The organism is Streptomyces sp. NPDC052064 (genome assembly GCF_055585925.1).
On record NZ_JBVJJE010000003.1, the window covers coordinates 184060 to 210888 of the forward strand.

Annotated in this window: 30 protein-coding genes; 7 read left to right on the plus strand and 23 right to left on the minus strand. The window is 71.8% G+C overall.

All coding sequences use genetic code 11. The annotated features are described in order from the left end of the window. Positions 1-19: 19 nt before the first annotated feature. From ACZ6TU_RS08700 to ACZ6TU_RS08725, 6 genes are all read right to left on the minus strand, one after another. Positions 20-1021, minus strand: a complete 1002-nt coding sequence (locus ACZ6TU_RS08700; RefSeq protein WP_467680861.1) for an NAD-dependent epimerase/dehydratase family protein — start codon at positions 1019-1021, stop codon at positions 20-22. A gap of 75 nt (positions 1022-1096) precedes the next feature. Further along, the gene (locus ACZ6TU_RS08705; RefSeq protein ID WP_467680863.1) at positions 1097-1714 is read right to left on the minus strand and encodes a winged helix-turn-helix domain-containing protein; all 618 of its coding nucleotides are present in this window, start codon (positions 1712-1714) and stop codon (positions 1097-1099) included. Positions 1715-1834: 120 nt separating this feature from the next. Then, positions 1835-1957, minus strand: coding sequence for a hypothetical protein (locus ACZ6TU_RS08710; protein ID WP_010037077.1), 123 nt, complete (start codon positions 1955-1957; stop codon positions 1835-1837). Positions 1958-2090: 133 nt separating this feature from the next. Then, a complete protein-coding gene (gene glnII, locus ACZ6TU_RS08715) occupies positions 2091-3122 on the minus strand; it encodes a glutamine synthetase (RefSeq protein WP_020274437.1) in 1032 nt (343 codons plus the stop codon). A 363-nt stretch (positions 3123-3485) separates the two neighbouring features. Further along, positions 3486-4124 (minus strand): RlpA-like double-psi beta-barrel domain-containing protein, encoded by a 639-nt coding sequence (locus tag ACZ6TU_RS08720; protein ID WP_469547523.1) that lies wholly within the window; start codon positions 4122-4124, stop codon positions 3486-3488. Positions 4125-4252: 128 nt separating this feature from the next. Then, positions 4253-4612, minus strand: a complete 360-nt coding sequence (locus ACZ6TU_RS08725) for an arsenate reductase family protein (protein ID WP_467680867.1) — start codon at positions 4610-4612, stop codon at positions 4253-4255. Positions 4613-4840: 228 nt separating this feature from the next. Here ACZ6TU_RS08725 and ACZ6TU_RS08730 point away from each other — a divergent pair, with 228 nt between their 5' ends. After that, positions 4841-5155 (plus strand): hypothetical protein, encoded by a 315-nt coding sequence (locus tag ACZ6TU_RS08730; RefSeq protein WP_467680869.1) that lies wholly within the window; start codon positions 4841-4843, stop codon positions 5153-5155. A 65-nt stretch (positions 5156-5220) separates the two neighbouring features. Here the strand turns inward: ACZ6TU_RS08730 and ACZ6TU_RS08735 are convergent, their stop codons facing one another. Next, complete coding sequence (locus ACZ6TU_RS08735; RefSeq protein ID WP_469547526.1) at positions 5221-6276, minus strand: aldo/keto reductase; 1056 nt, start codon at positions 6274-6276, stop codon at positions 5221-5223. A gap of 104 nt (positions 6277-6380) precedes the next feature. On the opposite strand from ACZ6TU_RS08735, the gene ACZ6TU_RS08740 reads away from it, so the two are divergent. Further along, a complete protein-coding gene (locus tag ACZ6TU_RS08740; RefSeq protein WP_467680873.1) occupies positions 6381-6992 on the plus strand; it encodes a TetR/AcrR family transcriptional regulator in 612 nt (203 codons plus the stop codon). A gap of 28 nt (positions 6993-7020) precedes the next feature. Here the strand turns inward: ACZ6TU_RS08740 and ACZ6TU_RS08745 are convergent, their stop codons facing one another. The 7 genes from ACZ6TU_RS08745 to glnA all read right to left on the minus strand — a co-directional run bounded on the left by ACZ6TU_RS08745 (position 7021) and on the right by glnA (position 13829). Then, the gene (locus ACZ6TU_RS08745) at positions 7021-8211 is read right to left on the minus strand and encodes a winged helix DNA-binding domain-containing protein (RefSeq protein ID WP_469547528.1); all 1191 of its coding nucleotides are present in this window, start codon (positions 8209-8211) and stop codon (positions 7021-7023) included. A gap of 106 nt (positions 8212-8317) precedes the next feature. Next, the gene (locus ACZ6TU_RS08750) at positions 8318-9961 is read right to left on the minus strand and encodes an alpha/beta fold hydrolase (protein ID WP_469547530.1); all 1644 of its coding nucleotides are present in this window, start codon (positions 9959-9961) and stop codon (positions 8318-8320) included. A gap of 58 nt (positions 9962-10019) precedes the next feature. Beyond that, positions 10020-10604, minus strand: a complete 585-nt coding sequence (pspAB, locus tag ACZ6TU_RS08755; RefSeq protein WP_467680879.1) for a PspA-associated protein PspAB — start codon at positions 10602-10604, stop codon at positions 10020-10022. A 7-nt stretch (positions 10605-10611) separates the two neighbouring features. Next, complete coding sequence (gene htpX / locus ACZ6TU_RS08760) at positions 10612-11526, minus strand: zinc metalloprotease HtpX (RefSeq protein ID WP_467680881.1); 915 nt, start codon at positions 11524-11526, stop codon at positions 10612-10614. 96 nt (positions 11527-11622) lie between these two features. Continuing rightward, positions 11623-11994 carry a cupin domain-containing protein gene (locus ACZ6TU_RS08765; RefSeq protein ID WP_469547532.1) on the minus strand — a complete coding sequence of 124 codons (372 nt, stop codon included), beginning with the start codon at positions 11992-11994 and terminating at the stop codon, positions 11623-11625. A 43-nt stretch (positions 11995-12037) separates the two neighbouring features. Further along, on the minus strand, positions 12038-12310 hold the full coding sequence (locus ACZ6TU_RS08770; protein WP_467680885.1) for an SCO2583/SCO2584 N-terminal domain-containing protein: 273 nt from the start codon (positions 12308-12310) through the stop codon (positions 12038-12040). Between the two features lie 109 nt (positions 12311-12419). Continuing rightward, positions 12420-13829, minus strand: a complete 1410-nt coding sequence (gene glnA / locus ACZ6TU_RS08775) for a type I glutamate--ammonia ligase (RefSeq protein WP_467680887.1) — start codon at positions 13827-13829, stop codon at positions 12420-12422. A gap of 210 nt (positions 13830-14039) precedes the next feature. Here glnA and ACZ6TU_RS08780 point away from each other — a divergent pair, with 210 nt between their 5' ends. Beyond that, positions 14040-14507, plus strand: a complete 468-nt coding sequence (locus ACZ6TU_RS08780) for an RDD family protein (RefSeq protein WP_469547534.1) — start codon at positions 14040-14042, stop codon at positions 14505-14507. 155 nt (positions 14508-14662) lie between these two features. On the opposite strand, the gene ACZ6TU_RS08785 is transcribed toward ACZ6TU_RS08780, so the two are convergent. The 4 genes from ACZ6TU_RS08785 to lipB all read right to left on the minus strand — a co-directional run bounded on the left by ACZ6TU_RS08785 (position 14663) and on the right by lipB (position 17779). Then, entirely contained in the window at positions 14663-15367 is a 705-nt protein-coding gene (locus ACZ6TU_RS08785; RefSeq protein ID WP_467680889.1) for a DUF4191 domain-containing protein, read from the minus strand. A 77-nt stretch (positions 15368-15444) separates the two neighbouring features. Continuing rightward, entirely contained in the window at positions 15445-15657 is a 213-nt protein-coding gene (locus tag ACZ6TU_RS08790; protein WP_467680891.1) for an SCO2195 family GlnR-regulated protein, read from the minus strand. Positions 15658-15918: 261 nt separating this feature from the next. Beyond that, positions 15919-16884 carry a lipoyl synthase gene (gene lipA, locus ACZ6TU_RS08795; RefSeq protein ID WP_467680893.1) on the minus strand — a complete coding sequence of 322 codons (966 nt, stop codon included), beginning with the start codon at positions 16882-16884 and terminating at the stop codon, positions 15919-15921. A gap of 94 nt (positions 16885-16978) precedes the next feature. Then, positions 16979-17779, minus strand: a complete 801-nt coding sequence (lipB, locus tag ACZ6TU_RS08800) for a lipoyl(octanoyl) transferase LipB (RefSeq protein ID WP_469547537.1) — start codon at positions 17777-17779, stop codon at positions 16979-16981. Between the two features lie 238 nt (positions 17780-18017). Between lipB and ACZ6TU_RS08805 the strand changes: the two genes are divergently transcribed. Continuing rightward, entirely contained in the window at positions 18018-19490 is a 1473-nt protein-coding gene (locus tag ACZ6TU_RS08805; RefSeq protein WP_469547539.1) for a regulator, read from the plus strand. Positions 19491-19568: 78 nt separating this feature from the next. Here ACZ6TU_RS08805 and ACZ6TU_RS08810 read toward each other — a convergent pair whose 3' ends face one another. After that, positions 19569-20975, minus strand: a complete 1407-nt coding sequence (locus ACZ6TU_RS08810; protein WP_467674404.1) for an NAD(P)/FAD-dependent oxidoreductase — start codon at positions 20973-20975, stop codon at positions 19569-19571. Between the two features lie 243 nt (positions 20976-21218). Continuing rightward, a complete protein-coding gene (locus ACZ6TU_RS08815) occupies positions 21219-22121 on the minus strand; it encodes a TIGR01777 family oxidoreductase (protein ID WP_469547542.1) in 903 nt (300 codons plus the stop codon). A 69-nt stretch (positions 22122-22190) separates the two neighbouring features. Between ACZ6TU_RS08815 and ACZ6TU_RS08820 the strand changes: the two genes are divergently transcribed. Further along, positions 22191-22688 carry a GNAT family N-acetyltransferase gene (locus tag ACZ6TU_RS08820; RefSeq protein ID WP_467674400.1) on the plus strand — a complete coding sequence of 166 codons (498 nt, stop codon included), beginning with the start codon at positions 22191-22193 and terminating at the stop codon, positions 22686-22688. A 7-nt stretch (positions 22689-22695) separates the two neighbouring features. Here the strand turns inward: ACZ6TU_RS08820 and ACZ6TU_RS08825 are convergent, their stop codons facing one another. Further along, positions 22696-23880, minus strand: a complete 1185-nt coding sequence (locus ACZ6TU_RS08825; protein ID WP_467674398.1) for a MarP family serine protease — start codon at positions 23878-23880, stop codon at positions 22696-22698. Between the two features lie 277 nt (positions 23881-24157). Here ACZ6TU_RS08825 and ACZ6TU_RS08830 point away from each other — a divergent pair, with 277 nt between their 5' ends. Both ACZ6TU_RS08830 and ACZ6TU_RS08835 read left to right on the plus strand, forming a co-directional pair. Continuing rightward, positions 24158-24991 carry a peptidoglycan recognition protein family protein gene (locus tag ACZ6TU_RS08830; protein ID WP_467674436.1) on the plus strand — a complete coding sequence of 278 codons (834 nt, stop codon included), beginning with the start codon at positions 24158-24160 and terminating at the stop codon, positions 24989-24991. Beyond that, positions 24988-25209 (plus strand): hypothetical protein, encoded by a 222-nt coding sequence (locus ACZ6TU_RS08835; RefSeq protein WP_469547545.1) that lies wholly within the window; start codon positions 24988-24990, stop codon positions 25207-25209. Before ACZ6TU_RS08830 ends, ACZ6TU_RS08835 begins: the two co-directional genes overlap by 4 nt. On the opposite strand, the gene ACZ6TU_RS08840 is transcribed toward ACZ6TU_RS08835, so the two are convergent. Beyond that, positions 25210-25728, minus strand: coding sequence for a DUF4240 domain-containing protein (locus ACZ6TU_RS08840; RefSeq protein WP_467674434.1), 519 nt, complete (start codon positions 25726-25728; stop codon positions 25210-25212). A 56-nt stretch (positions 25729-25784) separates the two neighbouring features. Beyond that, the gene (locus tag ACZ6TU_RS08845) at positions 25785-26771 is read right to left on the minus strand and encodes a helix-turn-helix transcriptional regulator (protein ID WP_467674394.1); all 987 of its coding nucleotides are present in this window, start codon (positions 26769-26771) and stop codon (positions 25785-25787) included. Positions 26772-26829: the final 58 nt, after the last annotated feature.

Here is a 26829-nt window from a genome sequence, read left to right on the forward strand (position 1 = left end):
CGTCTCCGCCTCTTACGTCTCAGCCCGTCCCGAGCACCTTCGCCTCCACCTCCGGGTCGAGGCCCGAGCGCGGCCGGTCCGGGCGCTGGGGTGCCACGCCGCCGACGTCCTCGAGCCACCGCCAGGTGTCGGCCACGGTCTCCTCGACGGACCGGCAGCTCAGCCCCGCCCCGAGCGCCCGGGTGACATCCGCGCCGTGCAGGGCGTCGTGCAGGTCGCTGCCCGGGGGCACCCACACCGGCAGCTCGGTCCACGGCGCGATGCCGGCCTCCAGGATCACCTCGGGCTCGGTCCACCGCAGTTCGGCGCCGCCGCCGGTGACCCGGACACACGCGTCCAGCAACTCGCCCATCGTGGTGTGCCCCCGCGGGCTCATCAGGTTGTACGGCCCGCTCAGCTCCCGCTCGGCCGCGAGCAGGATCCACTCGGCGAGGTCACGGATGTCCACGTACTGGAGGGGCAGGTCGCGCGGGCCCGGGGCCAGCACCGGGCCGCCGCGCGCCATCCGGCCCAGCCACCAGGGCAGCCGGCCGATGTTCTCGTACGGACCGAGGAGCAGCCCGGCCCGTACGAGCACCGACCGGTCCTCGCCGAAGGCCTCCAGGACGGCCAGTTCGCCGCCGCGCTTGTCCCGCGGGTAGTCGGTCTCGTCCGCGTCGGCCGACGCGCCCTCCACCAGGGGGGCGTCCTCGCCGTATCCGGCGGGCGGGGCCCACGCGTACACCGAGCAGCTCGACACGTACACGTACCGGCGGGCGCGGCCCCGCAGCAGCCGCGCCGCGTCCCGCACCGCGCGGGGCGCCGCCGACCAGGTGTCGACGACGACGTCCCACTCGCCCGGCTCCTCGGCGAGGGCGGCCAGACCGTCGGGCGTCGTGCGGTCGCCGAGCAGCGACCGCACGCCCGGCGGTGCCTCGTGCCGCCCCCGGTGGAAGACGGTCACCTCCCAGCCCCGCCCCAGGGCCGCCTCCACGACGGCCCGGCCCGCGAACTCCGTACCACCCAGCATCAGAAGTCTCATGCCGTTGACTCTGCCCGCCGGGGCGACGGGAGGGAACGGGGATCTGCCGTCAGCAGACGGGCGGGCGCCGACCGCTCAGCGAGCCACCGGAGGCACCGGGGGCACGTACTTGTAGCCGACCCGGCGCACCGTGCGGATCGTGTCGCGGTGCTCGGCACCCAGCTTGCGGCGCAGGCGGGCGATGTGGACGTCGACCGTACGGCCGTCGCCCACATGCCCGTAGCCCCACACCGTGCCGACCAGCTGGTCGCGGGTGTGCACCCGGCCCGGGTGCGCCACCAGGTGGGCCAGCAGCTCGAATTCCAGGTACGTGAGGTCGAGCGGCCGCCCGGCCACCTCGGCGGTGCGCTGCACGGTGTCGACGCGGATCAGCTGCTCGCCGCCCGGCCCGGGGCCTTCGGGGCCTTGGCGGCGGGGGGCCTCCGGCCGGCCCGGCACCGCCATCGGGAACGGCGGCTGCTGGTCGGCCGGAACGAGCACCAGATAGCCGATCATCGGCGGCTGCCCCGGCAGCGTGGGCAGGGTGTGCTGGGGTGCCGGGAGCCAGGTGGCACCCGGAGGCAGCAGATCCGCGACGGTCACCACCTCGTCCCGGTCGACGGCACGCAACCGGTGCCGCGAACCGTTCGTCGAAGGGGTGTTGAGCGCGGCGGTGGACAGAGAACGAGTGGTCGCAGAACGAGTGGTCGCCATGAGAGGTCAGCTCTTTCGCGCGAGAGGTTCGTCGGAGAAGTCGACGGCCGCGAACGGGTGGTCGGGCTCGCCGAGGGACGTACGCGGTTCGCGCTGGCCGAAGGCCGGGGGTGTACGGCTTTAGAGGGCCGGCGCGTTCGTCGCGCGGCAACACACCCGGTCGAAGTCGTGGTCCTGACGGGACGGCCAGAAGGGCTCGAGGTCATGGCGACCCGTCGCGGTGTGCTTCTGGTAGCTGGCCATGGGGCCATTGAAGCAGACCGGGGCCAGGTGCAGGGACCCTCCTCTCACAGCTTGGACATCCGCCGGGCGGGCGCAACGCGAGGGGGCGCCCACCGCGAACGGCGAGCGCCCCCTCGGAGCCTTGTGGCGTCGGTCAGACCTGGCCGGCCTTCTCCAGCGCCGAGCAGCAGGTGTCGACGAGCAGGCGGGTCACCACGTACGGGTCGACGTTGGCGTTCGGACGGCGGTCCTCGATGTAGCCCTTGCCGTCCTTCTCGACCTGCCACGGGATACGGACCGAGGCGCCGCGGTTGGAGACGCCGTAGGAGTACTCGTTCCACGGGGCGGTCTCGTGCAGACCGGTCAGGCGGTCGTCGATGCCGGCGCCGTAGTTCTTGACGTGGTCGAGCGGCTTGGAGCCCTCACCGAGCGACTCGGCCGCGGTGATGATCGCGTCGTAGGACTCGCGCATCGCCTTGGTGGAGAAGTTGGTGTGCGCACCGGCGCCGTTCCAGTCGCCCTTCACCGGCTTCGGGTCCAGCGTCGCGGCGACGTCGAAGTCCTCGGCGGTGCGGTAGAGCAGCCAGCGGGCCACCCACAGCTGGTCCGAGACCTCCAGGGGGGCGAGCGGGCCGACCTGGAACTCCCACTGGCCCGGCATGACCTCGGCGTTGATGCCGGAGATGCCCAGGCCCGCCTTCAGGCAGTTGTCCAGGTGGGCCTCGACGACGTCACGGCCGAAGATCTCGTCGGCGCCGACACCGCAGTAGTAGCCGCCCTGCGGGGCCGGGAAACCGCCCTTGGGGAAGCCGAGCGGGTAGCCGTCCTTGAAGAAGGTGTACTCCTGCTCGATGCCGAAGATCGGCTCCTGCGCCGCGAACTTCTCCTCGACCTCGGCCAGCGCGGCACGGGTGTTGCTGGCGTGCGGGGTGAGGTCGATGTTCAGGACCTCGCACAGCACCAGGATGTCGTCGCCGCCGCGGATCGGGTCCGGGCAGGTGAAGACCGGCTTGAGGACGCAGTCCGAGGCGTGGCCCTCGGCCTGGTTGGTGGAGGACCCGTCGAAGCCCCAGATCGGCAGCGCGTCGAGACCGGCGGGGGAGCCCGCGATGATCTTGGTCTTGGAACGCAGCTTGGCCGTCGGCTCGGTGCCGTCGATCCAGATGTACTCAGCCTTGAAGGTCACGGGCCACATCCTTCGGGGGTGTGTCTGGGCGCGTATCGCGGGTGCTTGCGGCGCTGCGGCACTGGGGCGCCGCTCAATGCCCGGCAGCCTGTCAACAGGCGATTTCCCGGCCATTGCTCGAATGTGAACCCCGTGTTACCTGGTGTCGCTGTGCCTTACCTCACGCTGTGAGGGCGTTTGGTCCCGGGGAGGGACTGGTCACCGGCTTCCCTCCGTCAAGCCGGTGACCAGCGCCGCGTGTCGCGCAGTGCGCCCGGTCCGGCTGCTCCTGGCCGGGAGCAGCCGGACCGTTGACACGTACGAGGAGGCGGCCGAGGGGTGGGCCGCCGCCTCAGTGACTCACTCGCCCTCGTCCGTCCGGCGTCACCCCACCTTCTCGATCACGGCCCGGCGGATCAGGAACTTGCCGGGCTCACGGACCTGTTCGAATGCCGCGTTGTTGAGCAGCACACAGCTGCCGGAGACCGAAGTGACCTCCACCGTCGTGGACTTGTCGTTGTCCAGGTTGGTGACCTTCAGCTTCGTGCCGGCCGGGAACTGGTTGCTGGACGCGGCGGGCGCACCGCCCTCGCCGGAGAGTGTGACGGTGGAGCCGCTGCACACCTGCTGCCCGGAGCCCGCGGCGCCACCGCCGGGGTTCTCCGCGGGGGCGGACTGCGCGGGCTGCGACGGCTGTGCGGGCTGGGAGTCCTGAGCCGACTCCCCCACCACGCACCCCGACGCCTCCTGCTTCCGCTGGATCTCCGCGACGACCGCCTCGCGGTTGGCGATCCGCGCCTCGGACCGCGCGTCCGGTTCGGCCCGCTGGTCCGCGATGAACTTCTGGTTGTTGCCGAGGGCGGTGGCGAGTCCCTGGCAGACCGTCGACTCCGTCGCCGACTTGGGGGTTTGCGCGGCGTTCGACGTACTCGCCATGACGAAGGCCCCGCCTCCCGCCACGGTCGCCGCGCTCACCAGCAACGCGATCTTCTTCTTCGTACCGAGAGTTCTCCTACGCGACATGCGCGCCTCCTGAAGAGGTAGGGGAGCGTACGCCGCTATGTACGAGATACCGAACAAGGTTACTCAGTGGTTACAGGAGTCACCGAAGTAACCTGCGTCACACAAAGGGGAGATGTCCAGGGGGATCTTCAACGGGAGAGGGCGTCCCGTACGTCCTCTTCGGTGCGCGCGACCACCGCCGTGCCGTCGTCCGCCGTGATGATCGGCCGCTGGATCAGCTTGGGGTGCTCGGCGAGGGCCCTGATCCACCGCTCCCGTGAACTCGCGTCCCTGGCCCACTCGTTGACGCCGAGGTCCTTGGCGGCGGCCTCCTGGGTGCGGGTGATGTCCCAGGGCTCCAGTCCGAGCCGGTCCAGCACGCCCCGGATCTCGTCCTCGCTCGGCACGTCCTCCAGGTAGCGGCGGACGGTGTAGTCGGCGCCCTCGGCGTCGAGCAGCTGCACGGCGCTGCGGCACTTCGAACAGGCCGGGTTGATCCAGATCTCCATGAGGCCACGGTACGCCCGTCGGAGCTGTTCGAATTTCGGCCGGCTCACGCGCCCCTCGCGGACCTGCCGTGACGCGATGCCAATTTCCGTGCTCACCTGGGCTTTTGGTGGACTCTGCGGACTGCCTGATGTCAGTGCCGGGCGGTAAACTGTAAGCAGTGTTCGAGGGTGGTGCCGGGGTCGCCGAGGACTCCGGTGAGCCGCCCTGACCGCGACAGGAGGATGCCTGTGCCCGCTGCCGCACTCAAGCCGAAGCCGCTGCCCACCCAGTCCACCGCGAAGCGCCCCGTCCTGCTCGACCTGCCGTACGTGCCCGTGGAGAAGCGGCCGCTGCCGCCGGGCCGGCCGCGCGAGTGGTACGTCACGCACAACCGGCGCCTCAAGGCGATGCGCCTCGCCATCGCCCTGCTCGACTCCGGCGTCTACATGCCGAACCAGGCCCGCAACGAGAGGATCCGCAGCACGGCGGAGCAGATCGGCGTCCACCCGCCGTCGGACACGACGTGCCACATGGTGAGGGCGCTCATGCGGTACGCGCGCTGATCCGACCCGACCCGACCCGATCCCGAGCGCCGGGTGCCCTGTTCCGCAGGGTGCCCGGTGCTTCGTCATGCCACCCGGCCCGGTGCCGCGAACACCGGCGGGTTCAGGCGGGCGAAGCCCTCCTGTCGCTCGTACGGGAAGTAAGGGTACGGCGCCGGGCGGTGGCTCGCCGCGTCGAGCTTCGCCACCTGCTCGGGGGAGAGGCTCCAGCCGACGGCGCCGAGGTTCTGGCGCAACTGCCGCTCGTCGCGGGCGCCGATGAGCACGGAGGACACCGTCGGCCGCCGCAGCAGCCAGTTGAGGGCGATCTGCGGCACCGCCTTGCCCGTCTCCTCCGCGATCTCGTCCAGCGCGTCGATCACGTCGTAGAGGTGCTCGTCGGCGACGGGCGGGCCGTAGTCGGCGGTGCGGTGCAGTCGGCTGCCGGGCGGGAGCGGTGTGCCGCGGCGGATCCTGCCGGTGAGGCGGCCCCAGCCGAGCGGGCTCCAGACGATGGCGCCGAGGCCCTGGTCGAGGGCGAGCGGCATCAGCTCCCATTCGTAGTCGCGGCCGATGAGGGAGTAGTACACCTGGTGGGCCACATAACGCGGGTGGCCGTGCCGTTCCGCTGCCGCGAGGGACTTCATCACCTGCCAGCCGGAGAAGTTGGAGACGCCGGTGTAGCGCACCTTGCCCGCCCGCACGAGCGAGCCGAGCGTCTCCAGCACCTCCTCGACCGGTGTCCCGGCGTCGAAGGCGTGGAGCTGGAACAGGTCGAGGTGGTCCGTGCCCAGCCTGCGCAGGGCGTCCTCGCAGGCGCGGATCAGCCGGGAGCGGGAGGAGCCCGCATCGCCCGGTCCGTCGCCCATCGGCAGGCTCGTCTTGGTGGAGACGATCACCTGGTCCCGGCGGCCCTTGATCGCCTCGCCGAGCACCTCCTCGGACGCGCCGGCGGAGTAGACGTCGGCGGTGTCGAACATCGTGAGCCCCGCGTCCAGGCAGATGTCCACCAGGCGGCGCGCCTCCCGCGCGTCGGTGGTGCCCCACGCGCCGAAGAGCGGGCCCCGGCCGCCGAAGGTGCCGGCTCCGAAGCTCAATGCCGGAACCATGAGTCCGGACGCGCCCAGTCGCCTGTATTCCATCCCGATCCCCTTCCGGGAGCGACCCAGTCGTTAATGGGTCTGCTGTTCCGTTAGTAGTGATTAAGGTAGCAACGTGAAGGGCTTAATGGAACAGGAGTGCCGTTATGGCTGATGGAGACGAGCCGGGGACCGTCCGGCCCGGGGGGCGCACGGCGCGGGTCCGGGAGGCGGTGCTGCGGGCTGCCGAGGACGCCCTGACCGAGCAGGGGTTCACCGGCCTGGACCTGGCAGACATCGCTCGCCGTGCCGGTGTGGGCAAGACGACCGTCTACCGCCGTTGGGGGACGGTGACCGGGCTGGTCGCGGACCTCCTGGCGGACATGGCCGAGCAGTCGGCGCCGCGCACCGAGACCGGTTCGCTGCTCGGCGACCTGACGGCGAATGCCAGGCTCGTGCAGCGGACTCTGACGGACCCTCGACAGGGGCCGCTGTTCAAGGCGCTGATCGCCGCCGCCACCGGCGACACGAAGACGGCCGCGGCGCTGCACCGCTTCTACGACATCCGCGTCCGGGAGTGGGCCCCCTGCGTCCGGCAGGCCGTCGACCGGGGCGAGGTACCCGAGGGCACCGACACACACGAGGTGGTCCGTGCCGTCTCCGCCCCGCTCTACTACCACCTGCTGATCAGCGGCGGCCGCCTCGACGAGTCGATGGCCGACCAGGCTGCCGAGGCGGCGGCGACTGCGGCGCGGGCGGGAGTCTACGTACGGCCCTGACGCCCCGCGGACCCGACGCCCCTCCTGGCTAAGCCGCCAACTCCTTCTCCATCGGCGTACGAAAACGCGGCGTGATCCTGGTCGTCCCCAGCCACCCGCTCAGCCGCTCCGCTTCCGTCTCGATCGCCGCGAGCGCCTCCCGGCCCACCCCCGCCTCGTCGAGGATCCGCCAGACGATCTCCCCGTCGGGCCGCTGGGCCCACCCTCCGACCACACGTCCGTTCCACCACACCGTCGGCCCGACGTTCCCGCTGCGGTCGAACAGCCGGGGCCGCAGCTCCGGCGCGAGATACCAGTCGCGCTGCTGCCATCCCATCGCCGTCGGGTCGAGGGCGGGCAGCAGCGCGGCCCAGGGCTCGACGGGCGCGGCCACCTCGTCGAGGTCGCCGTCGGTCACGTATCCCGTGCCCACGTCCAGCGACACCGACTCCGCTCCGATCGCGGACAGCGCCCGGCGGACCTCTGACACCCGCCACCCCGTCCACCACTTCAGATCGGCCTCGGTCGCCGGACCGCACGCGGCGAGCCACAGTCCCAGCAGCTCCGCCTGCGCCTGCGCCTGCGCCGGGTCCAGTTCGGGGTGCTCGGGCGCCACGGACCAGCGGAACTGGCTGGACGTCCAGGAACCGAGCGGCCGGCCGCGTACGACCTTCCCCTCGACGCCCAGCACCTTCAGCAGCCGGGTCGAGACCGTGTGCAGGCCCTCGTAGCTCTTGCCTGCCGCGTACACGAACTGCTCCCGCAGTCGCGGCTCGTCCTGGGCGAGTTCGGCGGCCGTGGCCTGCCCGCGCCGGGCCAGTGCCGCCAGCGCCGACTCCTCGACCTCCTTCAGCCAGGCCGCGTCCGGCGCCCCGGCCGCCGCCATGTCCTTGAGCAGCACGGCCCGCTCCTTTGCGGCGACCGCCAGGCCGGTCGAGGCGTGCACGACGGCGGTCAGGGCCGTGGGGAACACGAACACCGTGTGTCGCATGCCGTGCATCCGCACCAGGGAACGGTCGTCGTACAGCGCGCGCCCGGTCTCCGCCACCGTCTTCGCGGGGTCCGCCAGCCGCGCGCCCACGGCCAGGTACACCGTCGCCGGGTCCGTGCCGTGCAGGGCGACGAGCGAACCGGCGACCTCCTCGGGAGTCGACGCCCGCGCCTGCCCGGCCAGCCGCTGCCGAAGCCCGAGCCGGGCCCGCCGCTCCGCCACCCCGATGTACCGCTGTGCCCCTGCCATACCGGCCCCCGTTCGCCACGTCTCTCCGCCCCGACTCCATCATCGCGAACGCCAGTGACAATCGGCCGTCATCCCCTCGGCCGTCATCCCCACCGGCCACCGCCTCTCAGGCGTACCGCTCCAGCAGCCCCGCCACATACGCCTCCAGCCGCCCGCCCAGCACCTCCGGCGTCAGATCGGTCCGGCCCAGCTCCCGCCACGGGCCCGCCAGCTTCGCCGCGTCGGGGGCGTAGGCCAGGGCGTCGAGCAGCCGCCAGTACAGGTGGTCCGGGCCGTCGGCCAGGCACCGGCCACCGTGTGCCTCGTAGCGCTCCCGGAAACCGAGGCCGTACTCCGGGCCGTGCAGCAGCGCGAGGGCCGTCGAGCAGTGTGCGACGTCCAGGTCGGCGGGACCCCACGACGTCTCCACCCAGTCGACGACACCGCTGATCCGCAGGCCGGCCCCCGAGCCGGTGAACAGCACGTTCCCCGGGTGGAAGTCACGGTGCAGGAAGCAGCCCTCGTACGGCGGCGGGTCGCGGCGGATCACGTCCACTGCTCGTTCCCACATCTCATCCCCCTCGGGCGCGAGGACCCGCTCAGGTGACGTCCACGCCTGATACAGCCGCGGGCGCTCCTCGGGGACGATCCGGTGGATCCGGGCCAGCTGGGCCGCCAGCAGGTCCACCCGTAGGTCGAGGTCCTCCTCGTCCACCCGGACCCGGCCCGGCAGCACGGACATCAGCAGGGACGGGTGGTCGCAGTGCTCGGCGGTCGCGTCCACGCCGGTCAGCTCGGGGGCGGGCACGCCCTCCTGCCCGGCCAGCAGTGTGAGTACGTCCGCCTCACGGGCGAGCAGCCCGGGGGCGTGCCGCCGGAAGAAGGGCTTCACGAAGGTCCGCAGGGCGAGTGCGGTGCCGTCGTCGAGGGTGAGCTGCCGCATCTGGGCGCTCCAACCACCCGTGAGGAAAGTGGACTTGTCGACCGTGCGGCCCTTCGGGAGCTGCTTGGCCACCCACGCGCGGGTCGCCGTCCAGCCCTGCTCGCCGAGCCCGGTCAGGACAGCGGTGACGAACTCCCGCCGGTCACCCGGGTGGTCACGGAACCACCGGCCCAACCGGTGCTCCACCTCGGGAAGTTCCCAGTGGGTGAACTGGGCGCGGCGGGCCAGCGCCTCCGAGACGGCCTCCGTCACGGCGGGCGGGATGACCTCGTCCGTGCCCGGCGCCGCGAGCACCGCCCGCCCCTCGTACCCCCGCAGGGCGTCGAGCGCGGGCGACTCACGCCAGCTTCCGGGTCGCCGGATGATCTCGCTGAACCGCCCGTCACCCATGCCGAACGGCACGTCCCACGCCTGAGCCGCGTACACCGCCGGCGCGCACAGCCCCAGCGCCGCCACGCGGTCCCCGTAGTGCCGGGCGAGATCGGCCACCGTCTGGCCGCTCATGCTGAAGCCGATGAGGACCAGCGGCCGGTCCACGCCCACGCGGGCGTCGATGACGGACACGGCCTGCTCGAAGCGGCGGCGCAGGCTCAGTTCGCGCAGCAGGCCGGTGCTCTCCCCGTGCCCGGAGAAGTCGAAGGCGAGGGCGTGGCAGCCGTGGGCGACGAACTCCGACAGCAACGGCATCAGCCGCTCCTTGCTGCCGTTGCCCGCGCCGTGCAGCAGCACGACGTTCGCCCTGGCCGGCTCACCCGGGCCGGTGCCGCCGGACAGCCCGCCGAGTCGTTCACCGTCGACGGTATGCGTGAAGGGGATCAGCTCACTCATACCCGTCATTCACCCACGCGGCCGGGCCTCGTGAGGGGCGATCACGCACAGCGGGCGATCAGAGACCCGGCGCGCCCCACACGGGGAACCAGCGGCCCAGGTCCTGCTCGATCGGCAGGTCGTCGGCGAGCGCCGCCCGCACCTGGAGTTCCAGCGCGTTGTCACGCCGCTGAGGTTCTCCCGGCAGGGGCGCGAACGGGTAGAAGGTGCCGCGCTTGTAGAGGTAGACCAGCGCAAGCCGCCGGCCCGAACGGTCGCGGAACCCGGCCAGGGAGCACAGCAGTTGGGGGCCGAACCCGTTGACCTCCATCTGGCTGTTCACGGCGTGCAGGTCCGTCACGAGCGGTGCAAGCTGGTCGGTGCCGCGGTGCGAGACCAGCCAGGAGTAGCCGTAGTCGTCCCGCCGCAGTTCCACCGGCGGGCCGTCGCGGTCGCTGTCCGCGTCCAGCAGCGCCTGCACCTCGCGGTGGATCTGCTCGAAGGCCGCGCCCTCGACCGTGGCGAAGCACACCGCGCCCTGCCCGGTCGGGGTGAAACCCGCAGCGGCATCCAGCGTCACGGCTGCCGACGGCAGCGCGAAGAGCCGGTCGAGATCCGGCGCGACCGGCTTCGTCCGGCCGAGCAGTATGTCCAGCAGCCCCATGCCCCGCTCACACCCCTCCCGGTGCCGCCTCGCCCAGCTCGGCGGAGATCCGGCCCAGCTGGTCGAGCCGCTGCTCCAGGCTCGGGTGGGTCGAGAACAGCCGCGCGACACCGGGCTCGCGGCCCAGCGCGGGCGTGAAGTAGAAGGCGTTGAAGGCCTGGGCCGTGCGGAGGTCCTTCGTCGGGATGCGGGCGATGTCCCCCGACACCTTGGTGAGGGCGGAGGCCAGCGCCGAGGGCCGGCCGGTGAGCAGCGCGGCCGCGCGGTCCGCGGCCAGCTCCCGGTACCGGGACAGGGACTTGATCAGCAGGAAGCTCACCGCGTACACGGCCGCCGACACGCCCATCACCGCGGCGAAGACCACCGCCGTGTTCTGGTCCCTGCGGCCCCCGCCGAACAGCTGCGAGTAGAACGCGAACCGCACGATCAGCCCCGCGAGCACACCGAGGAACGAGGCGACCGTGATCACGGCGACGTCCTTGTGCGCCACATGCGACAGCTCGTGCGCGAGCACGCCCTCCAGTTCGGCCGGCTCCAGGCGCCTGAGCAGCCCGGTCGTCACACAGACCACGGCGTGGTCGGGATTCCGCCCCGTCGCGAACGCGTTGGGCATGTCCATATCGGACACGGCCACCACCGGCTTGGGCATGTCCGCGATGGCGCACAGCCGGTCCACGACCCCGTGCAGCTCGGGATACTCCTCCCGCTCCACGACCCGCCCACGCATAGCGAACAGCGCGACCCGGTCCGAGAACCAGTACTGCGCCCCCAGCACCGCCGCCGCGACCACCACGATCAGCACCCACGACTTCAGCAGCACGATCAACGCCGCGACGAACCCCACGTACACCAGCCCGAGCAGGAACAGCGTGATCCCCATACGGGTGGTCAACCGCCGGTCGCTCCGGAAACGGCTGTGCATCTGCATCACCCCGCAGTCAGGCACTCGCCCCGCTGCCAGTGTGCACCCGCCCCTGCCATGAACGGGTCGCGATCACCCCCAGGGCCGGCAAAGCTGTCAGCAGCCCCCGGCCACCGCGTACCCGGGCACGGACGGCCACCGAACCGTCAGCACCACCGACTCCTCCTCGGCGAACCAGGAGTGATCGACCCCGCGCCCCCACACGACGTAGTCCCCCTGCCGCTCCAGCAGGACGCTACGACCGGGGAGCTCCACGCGGAACCGCCCGCTGATGAGAACCAGCAGCGCGGTCCGCCCCTCACCCCGCACCCACCGCGACCGCTCGTCGCCGGCCGGGTGGACACCCCACTTGATCTCGACGGCCTCGCTGCGGCGCGGATCGCCGACGTCCTTGAAGTGCCCGAGGAGCCACCCCCGGTCCAGAGCCGCGTCCTTGCCCGCGTTGCCCACGTACACACCGTCATCCACGTGGCCGGACGCTAGCAGTGCCTTGATCGGCCCCGCGCACCCCCTAGTAGGGCGCCCGGAAGTTGATGTACCCGAGCAGCAGGATCACCGCGGCCACGGAGCCGAGCACCACGACCGTCGACACCCACGACGAGCGGGACCCACGACCCGACGACCTGTGGTCGGGCTCGGGCCGGAAGGGCACGGGCCCGGGCGGATTGTGCTTCCAGCGCGCGGCGAGCATACGGGCCCGCGCCGAGGGCTCCTTGTGCTCGGCGCTGTCCGCCCATCTGAGGTCGAACTCGCGCTCCTGGCCGTCCTGTTCGTGCTCAGGCATTCCCTCTCCACCCCCGTGTGGGTCCTGGCAGCAGAATAGAACATACGACCGCGCCCCGCCGTCCGTACGGACAGCGGGGCGCGGTCGTGGTGCCTCGATCAGGCGTCGATCACACGTCGAAGTAGAGCTCGAACTCGTGCGGGTGCGGACGCAGCTGCAGCGGCGCGATCTCGTTCGTGCGCTTGTAGTCGATCCACGTCTCGATCAGGTCCGGCGTGAACACGTCGCCCTGGAGGAGGAACTCGTGGTCGGCCTCGAGGGAGTCGAGGACGGCCGGGAGCGAGGTCGGGACCTGCGGGACACCCGCGTGCTCCTCGGGGGCGAGCTCGTACAGGTCCTTGTCGATCGGCTCGGCCGGCTCGATCTTGTTCTTGATGCCGTCCAGGCCCGCGAGCAGCAGCGCCGAGAACGCCAGGTACGGGTTGCCGGAGGAGTCGGGCGCGCGGAACTCGACGCGCTTGGCCTTCGGGTTCGAGCCCGTGATCGGGATACGCATGGCCGCGGAGCGGTTGCGCTGCGAGTAGACCAGGTTCACCGGGGCCTCGAAGCCGGGGACCAGGCGGTGGTACGAGTTCACCGTCGGGTTGGTGAAGGCCAGCAGCGACGGAGCGTGCTTGAGGATGCCGCCGATGTAGTAGCGGGCGGTGTCCGACAGGCCCGCGTAACCGGCCTCGTCGTAGAAGAGCGGCTGGCCGCCGGTCCACAGGGACTGGTGGACGTGCATGCCCGAGCCGTTGTCACCGAAGATCGGCTTCGGCATGAAGGTCGCGGTCTTGCCGTTCTGCCACGCCACGTTCTTCACGATGTACTTGAAGAGCTGGAGGTCGTCGGCGGCGGCGAGCAGCGTGTTGAACTTGTAGTTGATCTCGGCCTGGCCGGCGGTGCCCACCTCGTGGTGCTGGCGCTCGACCTTCAGGCCGGCGCGGTCCAGCTCCAGGGAGATCTGGGCACGCAGGTCGGCGAAGTGGTCGACCGGCGGGACCGGGAAGTAGCCGCCCTTGTAGCGGACCTTGTAACCACGGTTGTCCTCGAGGGCGCCGGTGTTCCAGGCGCCGGCCTCGGAGTCGACGTGGTAGAAGGACTCGTTCGCGCTGGTCGCGAAGCGGACGGAGTCGAAGACGTAGAACTCGGCCTCGGGACCGAAGTACGCCGTGTCGGCGATACCGGTGGAGGCGAGGTAGGCCTCGGCCTTCTTCGCCACGTTGCGCGGGTCACGGGAGTACTGCTCGCCCGTGATCGGGTCGTGGATGAAGAAGTTGATGTTCAGCGTCTTGTCACGGCGGAACGGGTCGACACGGGCGGTCGACAGGTCCGCGCGCAGCGCCATGTCGGACTCGTGAATGGCCTGGAAGCCGCGGATGGACGAGCCGTCGAAGGCCAGCTCCTCGTCCGCGTCGAACGCCTCAGCAGGCACCGTGAAGTGCTGCATCACGCCCGGGAGGTCGCAGAAGCGGACGTCGATGAACTTGACGTCCTCGTCCGCGATGAACTTCTTGGCCTCGTCGGCGTTCTGGAACATCCAGCTCCTCCTACTCCCGACCGTCCCGCCGGGGTGGTAGTTCGTTCGTGCGGCCAGTGCGGGTGGCACACGCTGACCTAGACCCTAGGGACGGGTGGTTTCTCTGGCGTGACTCATTTGTTTCGCACAAGTTAACCGGCTCACCTTCCACCGTAGCCCCGGCGCACCCCGCCGTGCCCTGGTCATTTACGGGCGCAGTACCGTGGACGGGTGGACAACAGGCAAGCACTCGGATCGTGGCTTTCCGGGCCCCGTGCGGCCGCCGAAGAGGCCGGTGTCGACTTCGGATACCGGGGCGAGCAGCTCGGTCTGCCCGAGGAGGGGCCCGGCTCGATCGCCCGCCCGGGGCGGCGGCTCGGCGCCCTCGCCGTGGACTGGGGCCTGAGCCTCCTGATCGCATACGGTCTCATCACCCAGAGCTACAACGAAGCGGCCCAGATCTGGGCGCCGCTCATCATGTTCGCCCTGATGGTGCTCACGGTCGGTACGGTCGGCTTCACGCCGGGCAAGCGGCTCCTCGGCCTGCGGGTGCTCGCCCTGGACACCGGCCGCGTCAGCCCGTTGCGCGCGGTGCTGCGCACGGTTCTGCTCTTCCTCGCGATCCCCGCCCTGATCTGGGACCGCGACGGCCGGGGCCTGCACGACCGGCTGGCGGGCACGGTCGAGGTCCGCATCTGACACGGCCGACGGCGAACGCAGCGCGGCCGAAGAGGAACGAAACACGGCCGACGGCGAACGACGCCCGATCGAAGACACACGAAGAAATCTGAGACGCACGAAGAAGGGGCGCCCGGAGTGGTCCGGGCGCCCCTTCGCGTGTCGTGTGCGGGCTGTCAGCGAGCCTTCGGCCCGCCGCCCCTCGGCATCCGCATGCCCTTCGGCATCGGCCCCTTCGGCAGCGGCATGTTGCTCATCAGGTCGCCCAGGGCACGCAGCCGGTCGTTGGTGGCGGTGACCTGCGGCCCGGTCAGCACGCGCGGCAGCTTCAGCATGGTCGTGCGCAGCTTCTTCAGCTCGACCTGGCCCTCGCCCGTGCCCACGACCAGGTCGTGCACCGGGACGTCCGCGACGATGCGGTTCATCTTCTTCTTCTCGGCGGAGAGCAGGGACTTCACCCGGTTCGGGTTGCCCTCGGCGACCAGCACGATGCCGGCCTTGCCGACCGCGCGGTGCACCACGTCCTGGTTGCGGTTCATCGCCACCGCGGGGGTCGTCGTCCACCCCCGGCCGATGTTGTCGAGCACCGCCGCCGCGGCACCGGGCTGGCCCTCCATCTGCCCGAAGGCGGCCCGCTCGGCCCGGCGCCCGAACACGATCGCCGACGCGAGGAAGGCGAGCAGGAGGCCCAGGATTCCGAGATAGATGGGGTGACCGATCAAGAAACCGATCGCGAGGAAGACACCGAAGGTGACGATTCCGACTGCCGCGAGTACAAGACCGATCTTCTTGTCGGCCTTGCGGGTCATCTTGTAGGTCAGGGCGATCTGCTTCAGTCGCCCGGGGTTCGCAGCGTCCGCTGCGGTTTCCTTCCTCGCCATGCCACGAAGTCTACGTGGCCCCACAACCGCCTACGACGGCAGTGTCCGCGGGGAGCCCGCGGGGGAGGGGAGCGGGCTCAGGGATGGACGGAGAGGGACTGGGAGACGGACTGCTCGAGGACGCGCTGCGCCTCGACCCGGTCCTTGGCGCGACGGCGGTCCTCCAGCACGGAGGTCCAGGCGTTGCGGCGGGCGGTGCGCTGACCGCTGCTCAGCAGCAGCGACTCGACGGCACGCAGGGCGGTGGTGAAGGACGGAATCGCGGTGGCGCGAACGGGCGCGGCCTGCATGGGTGAGGTCCCCCCTCGGGAGCGGGTGTACGTGCTGTGAGTTCAGCGTCACTGATTGGTGTTACCAGGGCGTGTCCGACCGGTCAAACACCCATGAAGGCCTGGCGGGGAGCGGAGAAACGCCGACGCGGTCCTGACATGTGCCCTCATCTGCGAGGACGGTCAGGACCGCGTCATATCGGTCGCTACCGACGGGTAGTGTCTTGTGCGCGAATTCACACGCTTGTCTCGCCCTTCGGCGGGAAGGGCGGTGACGGTTCGTCAGACCACTTGGGCCGCGATGCGCGCGTCCCGCTGCTCCATGGCCATCTGGTAGAGCCGCCCGGCACGGTACGAGGACCGCACCAGCGGGCCCGACATCACGCCGGAGAAGCCGATCTGCTCGGCCTCCTCCTTCAGCTCCACGAACTCCTGCGGCTTGACCCAGCGCTCCACCGGGTGGTGACGCACGGAGGGCCGCAGGTACTGCGTGATGGTGACCAGCTCGCAGCCCGCGTCGTGCAGCTGCCGCAGCGCGTCGCTGACCTCCTCGCGGGTCTCGCCCATGCCGAGGATGAGGTTCGACTTGGTGACGAGGCCGTAGTCGCGGGCCTCGGTGATGACTTTCAGGGAGCGCTCGTAACGGAAGCCCGGGCGGATCCGCTTGAAGATCCGCGGGACCGTCTCGACGTTGTGCGCGAAGACCTCGGGGCGGGAGGAGAAGACCTCCTCCAGCTGCTCCGGAACGGCGTTGAAGTCGGGGGCCAGCAGCTCGACCTTCGTGCGGCCCGTCTCGCGGTCGGCCGTCTGCTGGTGGATCTGGCGGACCGTCTCCGCGTACAGCCAGGCGCCGCCGTCCTCCAGGTCGTCGCGGGCGACGCCGGTGATCGTGGCGTAGTTCAGGTCCATGGTGACCACGGACTCACCCACGCGGCGCGGCTCGTCACGGTCGAGCGCCTCGGGCTTGCCGGTGTCGATCTGGCAGAAGTCACAGCGCCGGGTGCACTGGTCGCCGCCGATGAGGAAGGTCGCCTCGCGGTCCTCCCAGCACTCGTAGATGTTGGGGCAGCCGGCTTCCTGGCAGACCGTGTGCAGGCCCTCGCTCTTCACGAGGTTCTGCATCTTGGTGTACTCGGGGCCCATTTTCGCCCGGGTCTTGATCCACTCGGGCTTGCGCTCGATGGGGGTCTGGCTGTTGCGGACCTCCAGGCGCAGCATCTTGCGTCCGTCGGGTGCGACTGCGGACACGACCGGCTCCCTAGCGATTGATTCTTCGGCGTCCTCAAGGGTACGCCCGTTGATTTGAATGCCTGTGTGGTGGCCAGCCCCTCCACGCGCGGATCTATGCTGCAGGTGTTTTCTCGATCTCCCGCGGCTTCGGCTCGGCGTTCTCCAGGATCTCCCGCAGATGCCGCTCCGCCACCGGCAGGACCTCCTCGATCGTCACGTCGCGGCCGAGTTCGTTCGCCAGGGAGGCGACCCCCGCGTCACGGATGCCGCACGGGATGATCCGGTCGAACCACTTGTTGTCCGGGTTCACGTTGAGCGCGAAGCCGTGCATGGTGACGCCCTTGGCCACGCGGATGCCGATCGCGGCGACCTTGCGGTCCTCGCGGCGCTGGCCCGCGTTGGACGGCGCGTACTCCGGGCCGTTCATGCGCGGGTCGAACTCCTCGTCGTGCAGACGCGGGTCGAATTCCAGGGCCAGGCCGCCGAGCGCGGGGCGCTGCTCGACCGGGTCGCCCAGGACCCACACCCCGCTGCGGCCCTCGACCCGGGTGGTCTCCAGGCCGAACTCCGCGCACGTGCGGATCAGGGCCTCTTCGAGGCGGCGTACGTGCGCCACGACGTCCACCGGGCGCGGGAGCTTCTGGATCGGGTAGCCCACCAGCTGGCCGGGGCCGTGCCAGGTGATCTTGCCGCCGCGGTCCACGTCGATGACCGGCGTGCCGTCGAGGGGGCGCTCGTTTGCCGCCGTACGCCGTCCCGCCGTGTAGACAGGGGGATGCTCCAGGAGCAGCACGGTGTCGGGGACCTCGTCCGCGAAGCGCGCCGCGTGCACCCGGCGCTGTTCGTCCCACGCCTCCTGGTACTCGACGGCCTCGTCACCGAACCCCATGCGGACGAACCGCAACTCACTCACGGCAAGCGCCTCCCTCGGACGGGTGTGTCAGGCACGTAACGCGCCCAAGCCACTGTACGTCCGGCCCGGGCGCGTCAGTCCTGGGGTTAATCCTCACACGATCGGATGAATGTCCGGGGAAATATGTGATGGGGTGCTTACTCTCCGCTACATTCGCGCCGTTCAGCAAGCCAAAAGGCCTGCTCACAGGCAATCCGGCAGATCACCAGCACCGGAAGGCAGGAGACCGCACCGCACCATGACGGAACGACCCGCGCAGCGCACCCCCAACCGACAGCTCGCCGCGCTCATCGCAGAAGCGGGGTTCTCCAACGCGGGACTCGCCCGTCGCGTGGACCAGCTCGGTCTCGAACACGGGCTCGATCTGAGATACGACAAGACATCCGTCACCCGGTGGCTGCGCGGCCAGCAGCCCAGGGGTACCACGCCCGCGCTGATCGCCGAGGTCTTCACCCGGCGCCTGGGCCGCCGCCTCACCGCCCAGGACCTCGGCCTGGACGCCTGCGCGCCCGTCTACGCGGGGCTGGAGTTCGCCGCCACCCCCGAGGAGGCCGTCGACATCGTCAGCGGGCTGTGGCGCAAGGACTCCGGCAGCCACGCCGAGCTGCGCAAGATCGCCTTCACGCCGGCCGGGCTCGTCGTGCCGAGCCGGGACTGGCTGATCGGGCGGGCCGACGAGAAGGTGGCCCGCGGTGAGCCGGCCGCCGCCCGCATCCCGGTCCAGGGCCGCGTCGCCCTCAGGACCCCGGCCGAGCCGGGCGTACCGTCCCTGCCCCGTCAGCGCGGGCAGGCCGAACGCGGCCCCGGCCAGAAGGTGACCGCCGGCGACATCGCCGCCCTGCGTTCGGTCGGCGAGCTGTTCCGCACCCTCGACGACGCCTACGGCGGCGGTCACGCCCGCCAGGCCCTCGTGCGCTACCTGGAGCACGAGTGCGAGCCCATGCTGCGCGGCACCTACGGCGAGCAGACCGGCCGCCGGCTGTTCGCCGCCGCCGCCGACCTGACCCGGCTCGCGGGCTGGACGTCGTACGACATCGCCGCGCACGGACTCGCCCAGCGCTACTTCGTGCAGGCGCTCCGGCTCGCCCAGGCGGCCGGGGACCGGACGTACGGGGCGTACGTGCTGGTCACCATGAGCCGGCAGGCCGTCTACCTCGGGCACGGGCGGGAGGCGGTGCAGCTCGCGCGCGTGGCGCAGCAGGGCGTCGGCACCTCCGGCCCGCCTGTCGTCCAGGCACTGCTGCATGCCTCCGAGGCGCGCGGGCACGGCGTGCTCGGCGAGGTGCGGGCCTGCACGGCCGCGCTGGTCCGCGCCGAGCGCGCCCTGGAGACGGCCCGGCCCGGCGACGACGTCCCGCACTGGGCGAAGTTCTTCGACGAGGCGCAGCTCGCCGACGAGTTCGGGCACTGCCACCGGGACCTTCAGCAGTTCCGCGCCGCCGCCCAGCACGCGGAACGCTCACTCCAGCTCCGAGCCCCGTCCTACGCCCGCAGCCGCCTCTTCTGCCGCGTCGTCCTCGCCACCGCCCGTCTCGGCCTAGGCGAACTCGACCAGGCCTGCCAGCTGGCCGCGGAGGCGGCGGGCCAGGCAGCGGAGATGCGTTCGGTACGGGCGGTGGAGTATGTCAGGGACTTCGAGCGCAGGCTGGAGCCGTACAAGGACGCGGCGCCGGTTCGTACTTACCGCGACAAGGTAGCGGCCCTTCTTTAGGGGCGCGGGGCTGTGTCGATTTGCGGCTCCGCCGCGTGGGCGCGAACGGCCACAACGAACCCGCAGTCGACGAAGCACCTAAGCGGCCCGTGGCACCGTCGGCAGCGGGTCGGCAACATGCATCGACCGCCCCGCCCCCAAGTCCGCCAAAATCGCCGCCGACGCCCGATGCCCGGAGTGCAGAGCGCCCTGAACGGTACTGGTGTCCCGGTGATCTCCACACACATACAGCCCCGCAAGCAACCGCACCGGCCGCCGCAGATCATGCGGCGGCCGCATCTCCGGCACAGCCTCCGCCGTGTGGTGCACGGCCAACGTCTCCCACCGGGCCGTCGACACCCCGTACAGCCGCGCCAGATGCATCCGCACGGCCGTGTCGACATCCCCCGGCGGCCGCCCCAGCACCGTCGAGGACACCAGCGCCCGCCCCGCCGGAGCACGGGACGGATCGACCCGGCTGACCACGGCCGTGTGCGCGACCGGCCCGCCCAGGTCCGCGTCGAGCAGCAGCGAGGCCCCCGTCCCCGGCGGCTCGTCGGTCGTGTGGTGCACCACCGTCACCGGGTGGAAGTCCGGCACCCGCAGGCCGGGCAGCAGTTCCGCGGCGGCCCGGGCGCCGGTCGCCACCAGCACCGCCCGGCAGCGGATCTCGCCGTGCTCCGCGGTGGTCACCGAGGTCGTGGAGACGGAGGTGACCCGCACGCCGGTGTGCACGCTGCCCGGCGGCAACGTGCCCGCCAGCAGCTCCGGCAGGGCCTCGGCGCCGCCCTCCGGCACACACAGCCGGCCGCCCGCGAAGGCGCGCAGCGCGAGGTCCGCGCACCGGCTGGACGTCGTCAGGTCCGGGTCGCACAGCAGGGCGGCGAGCAGCGGACGCAGGAAGCCGTCGATCGTCCGGCCGGGCAGCCCGCGGGCCGCCAGGGCCTCACCGGCGGGCAGCTCCGGGCGGGCCAGCAGCCGTTCGGCCGGTGTGCCCGCCAGCCGGGTCAGGGCGGCACCCAGGCGGGCCTGGTCGACGGCCGTGCCCAGCGGAGCGCCGGACCGGCTCCGGGGCACGGAGACCTGCCGGCCGGGCACCGCCACCGGCCTCCTGGACGGCCTGGGTGCGGCCGGCGACCGGGGGGCGCTCGCCAGGGTGCGCACCGCGTGCAGTGCGCTCCGTGCGCCCCCTGCGCCCGCCTGGACGCCCGCGCGATGGTGCCGTCCGTCGCCGTGCAGCAGGACCCCCGGCGCGAAGGGGCGGAGCACGAGCCCGCCGAGGCCGGGTGTCAGCCGTAGTTCCGGGTACGCCGTGGACAGCAACTGGCCGATTCTGTCGAGCCGGAAGCCGTCGACCTTCTCCGTCGCCATGCGGCCGCCGACCCGGTGGGCGGCCTCCAGGACCATGGTCGTCACTCCTGCGCTGGTCAGCCGGTGCGCGGCCGAGAGTCCGGCGACCCCGGCCCCCACGACGACCACGTCCGCCTGGTAAGCGGGCTCAAGCACGTGCCCCTCCTCGAGGTTGCGCGGGCGCTGGAGACGTCATGCCCTCAACAGGCCCCAGGGATACGCGAGTTCTGGTCGAGGGTAGGGCCGGGATCGGTCAGGGGGAGTCGCGCATCGACAGGGCACGGTCGCACAGCGGTCGCATATCGAATCCTTGTGGGCATGAAGTGGTCGAAGGGGGCTGGGGTGTGGCGCGGAGGGCTGTCTCGGATCGGTCGGTCGGTCGGCGGTCTCCGGGATCCGTCACAACGCCGCCCGGATCGCCCCCTCGATCTCCGGGAAGGCGAACCGGAATCCCGACTCCAGCAGTCGCGTCGGCAGGATCCGGGCGCTGCCGAGCACATCACCCGCCATCTCGCCGAGCACGGTGCGCAGTACGGGCGCGGGCACGGCGAACAGCGTCGGACGGTGCAGCACGCGTCCCATCGCCGCCGTGATCTCACGGTTCGTCAGGGGGCTCGGAGCGGTGACGTTGAACGGCCCGGACAGGCCGTCGGTGTCGATGAGATGCCGGATCGCGGCGACCTCGTCGTGCAGCGCGACGAACGACCAGTACTGCCGCCCGTCACCCATCCGCCCGCCGAGCCCGGCCTGGAACAGCGGGAACAGCCGCTCCCACGCACCCCCCTCGCGGGACACGACCAGCCCGGTCCGGGTGAACACCGTGCGTACGCCCGCCTCCTGGGCGGGTGCGGTGGCGGCCTCCCACTCCACGCACAGCTCGGGCAGGAAGCCCTCGCCCGCCGGAGCGCTCTCGTCGACGGTCCGGCCCCCGGTCTCGCCGTAGTAGCCGATGGCGCTGCCGTTCACGAAGACCCGCGGCCGGTCCTTCTCGTCCAGCGAGGCGACGGCCCGGGCGAGCGCCGCCGTGCCGTTCACCCTGCTGTCGCGGATCCGCTGCTTGTAGGCGTCCGTCCAGCGGCGGTTGCCGACCCCCGCCCCGGCCACGTTCACCACTGCGTCGCACCCGGCGAGCCCGGCCGCGTCCACGCGCCCGCCCTCGGGGTCCCACCGGACCTCGTCCGCCGCCCGGGGCGTATGGCGCACAAGGCGTACCACCTCGTGCCCGTCCGCGGTCAGGGACCGCACCAGGGCGCCGCCGATGAGACCGGACGCACCGGCCACTGCGATACGTGAGCGTTCCATGGGCCCATCCTGCCTGCCGGCGACATAAATCCGGCGTACGACCCCAGGCCCTCACCGTAGGGTGACGCCATGTCCGAGCCCCGCCGACTCCGTATCCGAACCGCCGTGCCCGACGAGGGCGAAGAGCTGGCCCTGCTGGACCGCCTGGCGTGGTCGCACCTGCACGCGGTGACGCCTCGGCCGCAGCCGCCGTACCCGCCGTTCTTCAGTGAGCGGCACAACCCCGAGGACTGCCTGGTCGCCGAACTCGGTGACCGCTTGGCGGGCTACGTACATCTCGGCTTCCCCACGCCGGTCGACTCGAACCGGCACGTCCGCCAGATCCAGGGCCTCGCCGTCTCGGAGGAGGCGCGCGGCCGGGGTGTCGGGCGGGCGCTGGTGCGGGCCGCCGTCGACGAGGCCCGCCGGCGTGGTGCCCGCCGCCTCACCCTGCGCGTCCTCGCCCACAACACCCCGGCCCGCAAGCTCTACGAGGCCGAGGGATTCGTGGTGGAGGGGGTCCTGCCCGAGGAGTTCCTGCTCGACGGGACCTACGTCGACGATGTGCTGATGGGACGCTCCCTCTGAGCCGGAGCTACGACTCGGCCAGCTCGCCCGTGTCCACCGGTGCCGTCGCGTTCGCCGCGCGCTCGGCGTCGGAGGAGACCTCGGCCGCCGTCAGCACGTAGCCCGTCTCGGCGTCCGAGGTGGAGCGGGCGAAGACCACGCCGAAGACCCGGCCGCCCGTGGTGAGGAGGGGGCCGCCGGAGTTGCCGGGGCGGACCGTGGAGCGGATCGAGTAGATCTCGCGGGTGACGGTGTCGTCGTTGTAGATGTTCTGGCCCGTCGCCCGGACCCGGTTCGCGACCGTCGCCGCCTGGAGGTTCAGGTCGCCGTCCTGCGGATAGCCCGCGACGACCGCCGAGTCGCCGCGCTCGGCGTCGTCGTCGAACCGCAGCACCGGCGCCTTCAGACCCGGCACGTACAGCACGGCCACGTCCTTCTGCGGGTCGAAGAGCACCACCCGCGCCTCGTACGTCCGCCCGACCCCGCCGATCTGCACCGTCGGCTCGTCGATGCCCGCCACGACATGGGCGTTGGTCATCACGTGCTCCCGCGCGTACACGAACCCGCTGCCCTCGCGGCCCTGGGTGCCCGCGACGCCCTCGACCTTGACCGTGCTCAGCTTGGCGGCGTTGGTGGCGGCCGCCGTGACACTGTCGCCGGAGGGCTCGGCGACCTCGGCGGTCGACTCGTTCTCGAACGGGTTGAAGACCTGCGGGAAACCCGCCTCGGTCAGCGCGGACGTGGCCCGCGAGAACCAGGCCGGTGTGGTGTCCGGCATCGTCCGCTGCACCGCGCCGAGCAGCCGCGAGTCCCGGATCGCCGAGGTGACCAGCGGCGACGAGGACGCGCCCAGGACGCTCGCGGCCACCCACGCCACGATCAGGACCGCGACCGAGTTGGCCACGGCCCCGCCGATCCCGTCCGCCACGCGCAGCGGCCCCCGGTCCAGCTCCCGCCGCAGCCTGAGCGCGAGGCGCCCCGCCAGCTCGTGTCCCACCACCGCCGGGAGCAGCACCGTGAACACCGCCGTCACCGTCGCGCTCGTCGTACCCGGCGGCACCAGGCCCATCACCCACGGCAGGATCCACACGCCGACGACCGCACCGCCCACGAAGCCCGCCAGCGACACACAGCCGGCCACCAGCCCGCGCCGGTAGCCGGATGCCGCGTAGGCCAGGACGACCAGCAACAGCAGGATGTCGAGCAGGTCCACGCACGCCTTCTTTCTCTCGGAACCCCTTAGTACGTGGGGGGAGGGCCCGGTGATCAGTCACACACGCGTGGATGATCAGAACCGGCCACGCACGCGTGCACTCGGAAAAACGTCGCGGACCGTGACGATGGTTCCACCGGGTGGCACATCACACATCGCGGACGCACCGGAGCAGGCCGACAGTGGGATCATGCGTGTCTTCCGAAGACGGCGGGGTGCGCGCAGGCACCGCGCCGCCGGGACACCCGGCATAGCCGGACTGCCGCGCGCGGCCCGGGTGCCGCTCGGCTGCCTGCCGGGCGTCGCCGCCGTCGCGGCGCTGGTGCTGTGCGCCTACGGCGTCGAGCACACGGCCGACACCAGCACCAGCACGGCCACGCACCGCCCCGCCGCCACGCCCTACGCGGCCCCGCGCCCGCACATCGTGCCGAGATCGCGGTGGCTGGGCGACGCCGCCCGCAAGCAGCCGCGCCCGCGCTACGACGACCGGGTCGTCGCCGTCTTCGTCCACCACACCGACTCGCCCAACGGCTACGACTGCGCCGACGCGCCCCGCATCCTCCGGGACCTGTACACCGGCCAGACCGGCACCCGCGACTGGGACGACATCGGCTACAACTTCGTCGTCGACCGCTGCGGCACCGTCTACGAGGGCCGCGCCGGCGGCGTCGAGCGGGCCGTCACCGGCGCCCACACCCAGGGCTTCAACCACGGCACCACCGGCATCGCCGCCCTCGGCACGTTCACCGCGGGCATGCCCGTACCCCGGGCGATGATCCACGCCATCGCCGCGCTGTCAGCCTGGAAGCTGGGCCTGACCGGCACCGACCCGCGGGCGAGCGTCCGCCTGGTCTCCAGCAACGGCCTGAGCCGGTACGCGGCCGGCACCACCGCGAAGCTGCCCGCCCTCGCCGGCCACAACGACGGCTACCGGACCAGCTGCCCGGGCGCCGCCCTGCACGCCCGGCTGCCGGAGATCAGGCAGTTGGCCGCCCGGTTGCAGGGCCGGCCGACGAGTCCACAGGAAGGCCACAGCCGGCGCGCAGGGTCCTCAGATCACGGCGCCCTACGGTCGATCCCACAGCCAGCCGACCGGAGGTGGGGATCATGAACAGCAGCCGTACGAAGGACCCGGGGGCGTGGAGGCGGCCCGCGGCGCGCGGCCCCTGGGCGGTGCTCTGCGCGGTCGCGACCGTCGTCCTGGGCCCGGCCGCGGCCACCGCGTCCGCCCTCGACCAGGCCAACGCCGCCCCGCTGTACCACGCCGTCATGGCCGACCGGACGCACGCGTACCTCCCGTCCGACGCGAGCCGCCGCCGAGTCGCCTGATCAGCCCCTGAAGCGCTCCCACAGCCGGGGATAGCGCTCGGCGAGCAGTTCCTCGTTCTCGAAGTCGAGCGGGGTGCCCTCCGGTTCCGGGGGCGCGGGCGGGATCTCCAGGTCGGGGGCGACCGCGCCGGTGAGCTGCTCGTAGGCCTCGTCCGCCGCGTAGCCGAGCTCCTCGCCGTCGCCGTCGATCTCCTCGTCGAAGTCGTCCAGCAGATCGGCGAGCGAGTCCGGGTCGTGCACGGCGCCCTCGAAGACATGGCGGCCCTGGCCGATCAGCCAGCACCGGAAGAAGTCGAAGGCGTCGTCGCTCGCCCCGTCGAGCAGCACCCAGGCGGCGCCCCACACGTCCCAGCGGTAGGCGCGGTTGTAGCGGGACTCGAAGTGCCGGGCGAAGTCCAGGACCGAGTCCGGGTCCAGCCGCGCGAGCCGCTCCACGAGCAGGTCGGCCTGCTCCTCCGGGTCGCCCTCGGCGGCCTCCCGGGCGTCGTCCACCAGCTCCCAGAACTCCGTCTCGTCCATCACGGGTCCAGCATCGGGCCTGGGGCACGGGGGCGCACCCGGAGTGCGCGGGATCGTTATACGCCGTCCTGGCGGTGGTACAACCCGGCCAGCCGCAGGGCGTCCCCGGCGAACCGCTCGCGCAGGCTCTCGGGCGCCAGTACCTCCACCTCCGGGCCCAGCGCCGTCAGCTGGGTGTGGGCGACCTCCTCGGACTCCACCGGAAGGACCACCGTCACCCAGCCGTCGTCGCCCGGGGCGTCCGCGTCCGCCAGGGCCTCGCGAGCGGACAGCGAGTCGAGGGCGTACGGCAGTCGGCGCACACCGTCGGGGGACAGCCGCACCTCGACCCGTGCCCGCAGGATGGACCGCGCGAACTGCTCCGCCCGCTCCTGCCAGAAGGCCGGCAGGTCGAACTCCGGCTCCCGCTCGAAGCGCTCCTCGCCCGTGTCCACCGCCGTGAACCGGTCGATCCGGTACACCCGGAATGACCCGCCCCCGGCGACCCGCGCGCACAGGTACCAGACGCCCGCCTTCAGCACGAGCCCGTACGGCTCCAGCTCCCGGCCGACCTCGCCCTCCCCGCGCCGGTACCGCGCGGTGACCCGCCGGTCGTCCCACACCGCGTCGGCGACGGCCGGCAGCAGCGCGGGCGTCTCCGGCTCCTTGAACCAGTTCGGCGCGTCCAGGTGGAACCGCTGCGCCGCCGTCCTCGACGCGTCCCGCAGGGAGGGCAGCAGGGCAGCGGACACCTTCAGCTGTGCCGCCGAGGCCGCGTCCTCCAACCCCATCTCGCGCAGCGCACCCGGCACCCCGGACAGGAACAGTGCCTCGGCCTCACTGCGGTGCAGGCCCGTCAGCCGCGTCCGGTACCCGCCGACCAGCCGGTAGCCGCCTGCCCGGCCCCGGTCCGCGTACACCGGCACACCCGCCTCCGACAGCGCCTGGGCGTCCCGCGTCACCGTCCGCTCCGACACCTCCAGCTCACGGGCGAGCTCGGCGGCCGTCATGGAGGGCCGGGACTGGAGCAGCAGCACCATCTTGATGAGCCGGGCAGCGCGCATGCAGCACATCATGCAGCAGGCCCCCGCCGCAGCGGGGGCCTGCCGATCACCGGTCCTT

Excerpts from the sequence above, each read along its gene's own strand:
- ACZ6TU_RS08700 (WP_467680861.1), bottom strand. The coding sequence starts at position 1,021 with ATGAGACTTCTGATGCTGGGTGGTACGGAGTTCGCGGGCCGGGCCGTC.
- ACZ6TU_RS08705 (WP_467680863.1), bottom strand. The coding sequence starts at position 1,714 with ATGGCGACCACTCGTTCTGCGACCACTCGTTCTCTGTCCACCGCCGCG.
- ACZ6TU_RS08710 (WP_010037077.1), bottom strand. The coding sequence starts at position 1,957 with ATGGCCAGCTACCAGAAGCACACCGCGACGGGTCGCCATGACCTCGAG.
- ACZ6TU_RS08720 (WP_469547523.1), bottom strand. The coding sequence starts at position 4,124 with ATGTCGCGTAGGAGAACTCTCGGTACGAAGAAGAAGATCGCGTTGCTG.
- ACZ6TU_RS08725 (WP_467680867.1), bottom strand. The coding sequence starts at position 4,612 with ATGGAGATCTGGATCAACCCGGCCTGTTCGAAGTGCCGCAGCGCCGTG.
- ACZ6TU_RS08735 (WP_469547526.1), bottom strand. The coding sequence starts at position 6,276 with ATGGAATACAGGCGACTGGGCGCGTCCGGACTCATGGTTCCGGCATTG.
- ACZ6TU_RS08740 (WP_467680873.1), top strand. The coding sequence starts at position 6,381 with ATGGCTGATGGAGACGAGCCGGGGACCGTCCGGCCCGGGGGGCGCACG.
- ACZ6TU_RS08745 (WP_469547528.1), bottom strand. The coding sequence starts at position 8,211 with ATGGCAGGGGCACAGCGGTACATCGGGGTGGCGGAGCGGCGGGCCCGG.
- ACZ6TU_RS08750 (WP_469547530.1), bottom strand. The coding sequence starts at position 9,961 with ATGAGTGAGCTGATCCCCTTCACGCATACCGTCGACGGTGAACGACTC.
- pspAB (WP_467680879.1), bottom strand. The coding sequence starts at position 10,604 with ATGGGGCTGCTGGACATACTGCTCGGCCGGACGAAGCCGGTCGCGCCG.
- htpX (WP_467680881.1), bottom strand. The coding sequence starts at position 11,526 with ATGCACAGCCGTTTCCGGAGCGACCGGCGGTTGACCACCCGTATGGGG.
- ACZ6TU_RS08770 (WP_467680885.1), bottom strand. The coding sequence starts at position 12,310 with ATGCCTGAGCACGAACAGGACGGCCAGGAGCGCGAGTTCGACCTCAGA.
- glnA (WP_467680887.1), bottom strand. The coding sequence starts at position 13,829 with ATGTTCCAGAACGCCGACGAGGCCAAGAAGTTCATCGCGGACGAGGAC.
- ACZ6TU_RS08785 (WP_467680889.1), bottom strand. The coding sequence starts at position 15,367 with ATGGCGAGGAAGGAAACCGCAGCGGACGCTGCGAACCCCGGGCGACTG.
- ACZ6TU_RS08790 (WP_467680891.1), bottom strand. The coding sequence starts at position 15,657 with ATGCAGGCCGCGCCCGTTCGCGCCACCGCGATTCCGTCCTTCACCACC.
- ACZ6TU_RS08805 (WP_469547539.1), top strand. The coding sequence starts at position 18,018 with ATGACGGAACGACCCGCGCAGCGCACCCCCAACCGACAGCTCGCCGCG.
- ACZ6TU_RS08815 (WP_469547542.1), bottom strand. The coding sequence starts at position 22,121 with ATGGAACGCTCACGTATCGCAGTGGCCGGTGCGTCCGGTCTCATCGGC.
- ACZ6TU_RS08820 (WP_467674400.1), top strand. The coding sequence starts at position 22,191 with ATGTCCGAGCCCCGCCGACTCCGTATCCGAACCGCCGTGCCCGACGAG.
- ACZ6TU_RS08835 (WP_469547545.1), top strand. The coding sequence starts at position 24,988 with ATGAACAGCAGCCGTACGAAGGACCCGGGGGCGTGGAGGCGGCCCGCG.
- ACZ6TU_RS08840 (WP_467674434.1), bottom strand. The coding sequence starts at position 25,728 with ATGGACGAGACGGAGTTCTGGGAGCTGGTGGACGACGCCCGGGAGGCC.
- ACZ6TU_RS08845 (WP_467674394.1), bottom strand. The coding sequence starts at position 26,771 with ATGCGCGCTGCCCGGCTCATCAAGATGGTGCTGCTGCTCCAGTCCCGG.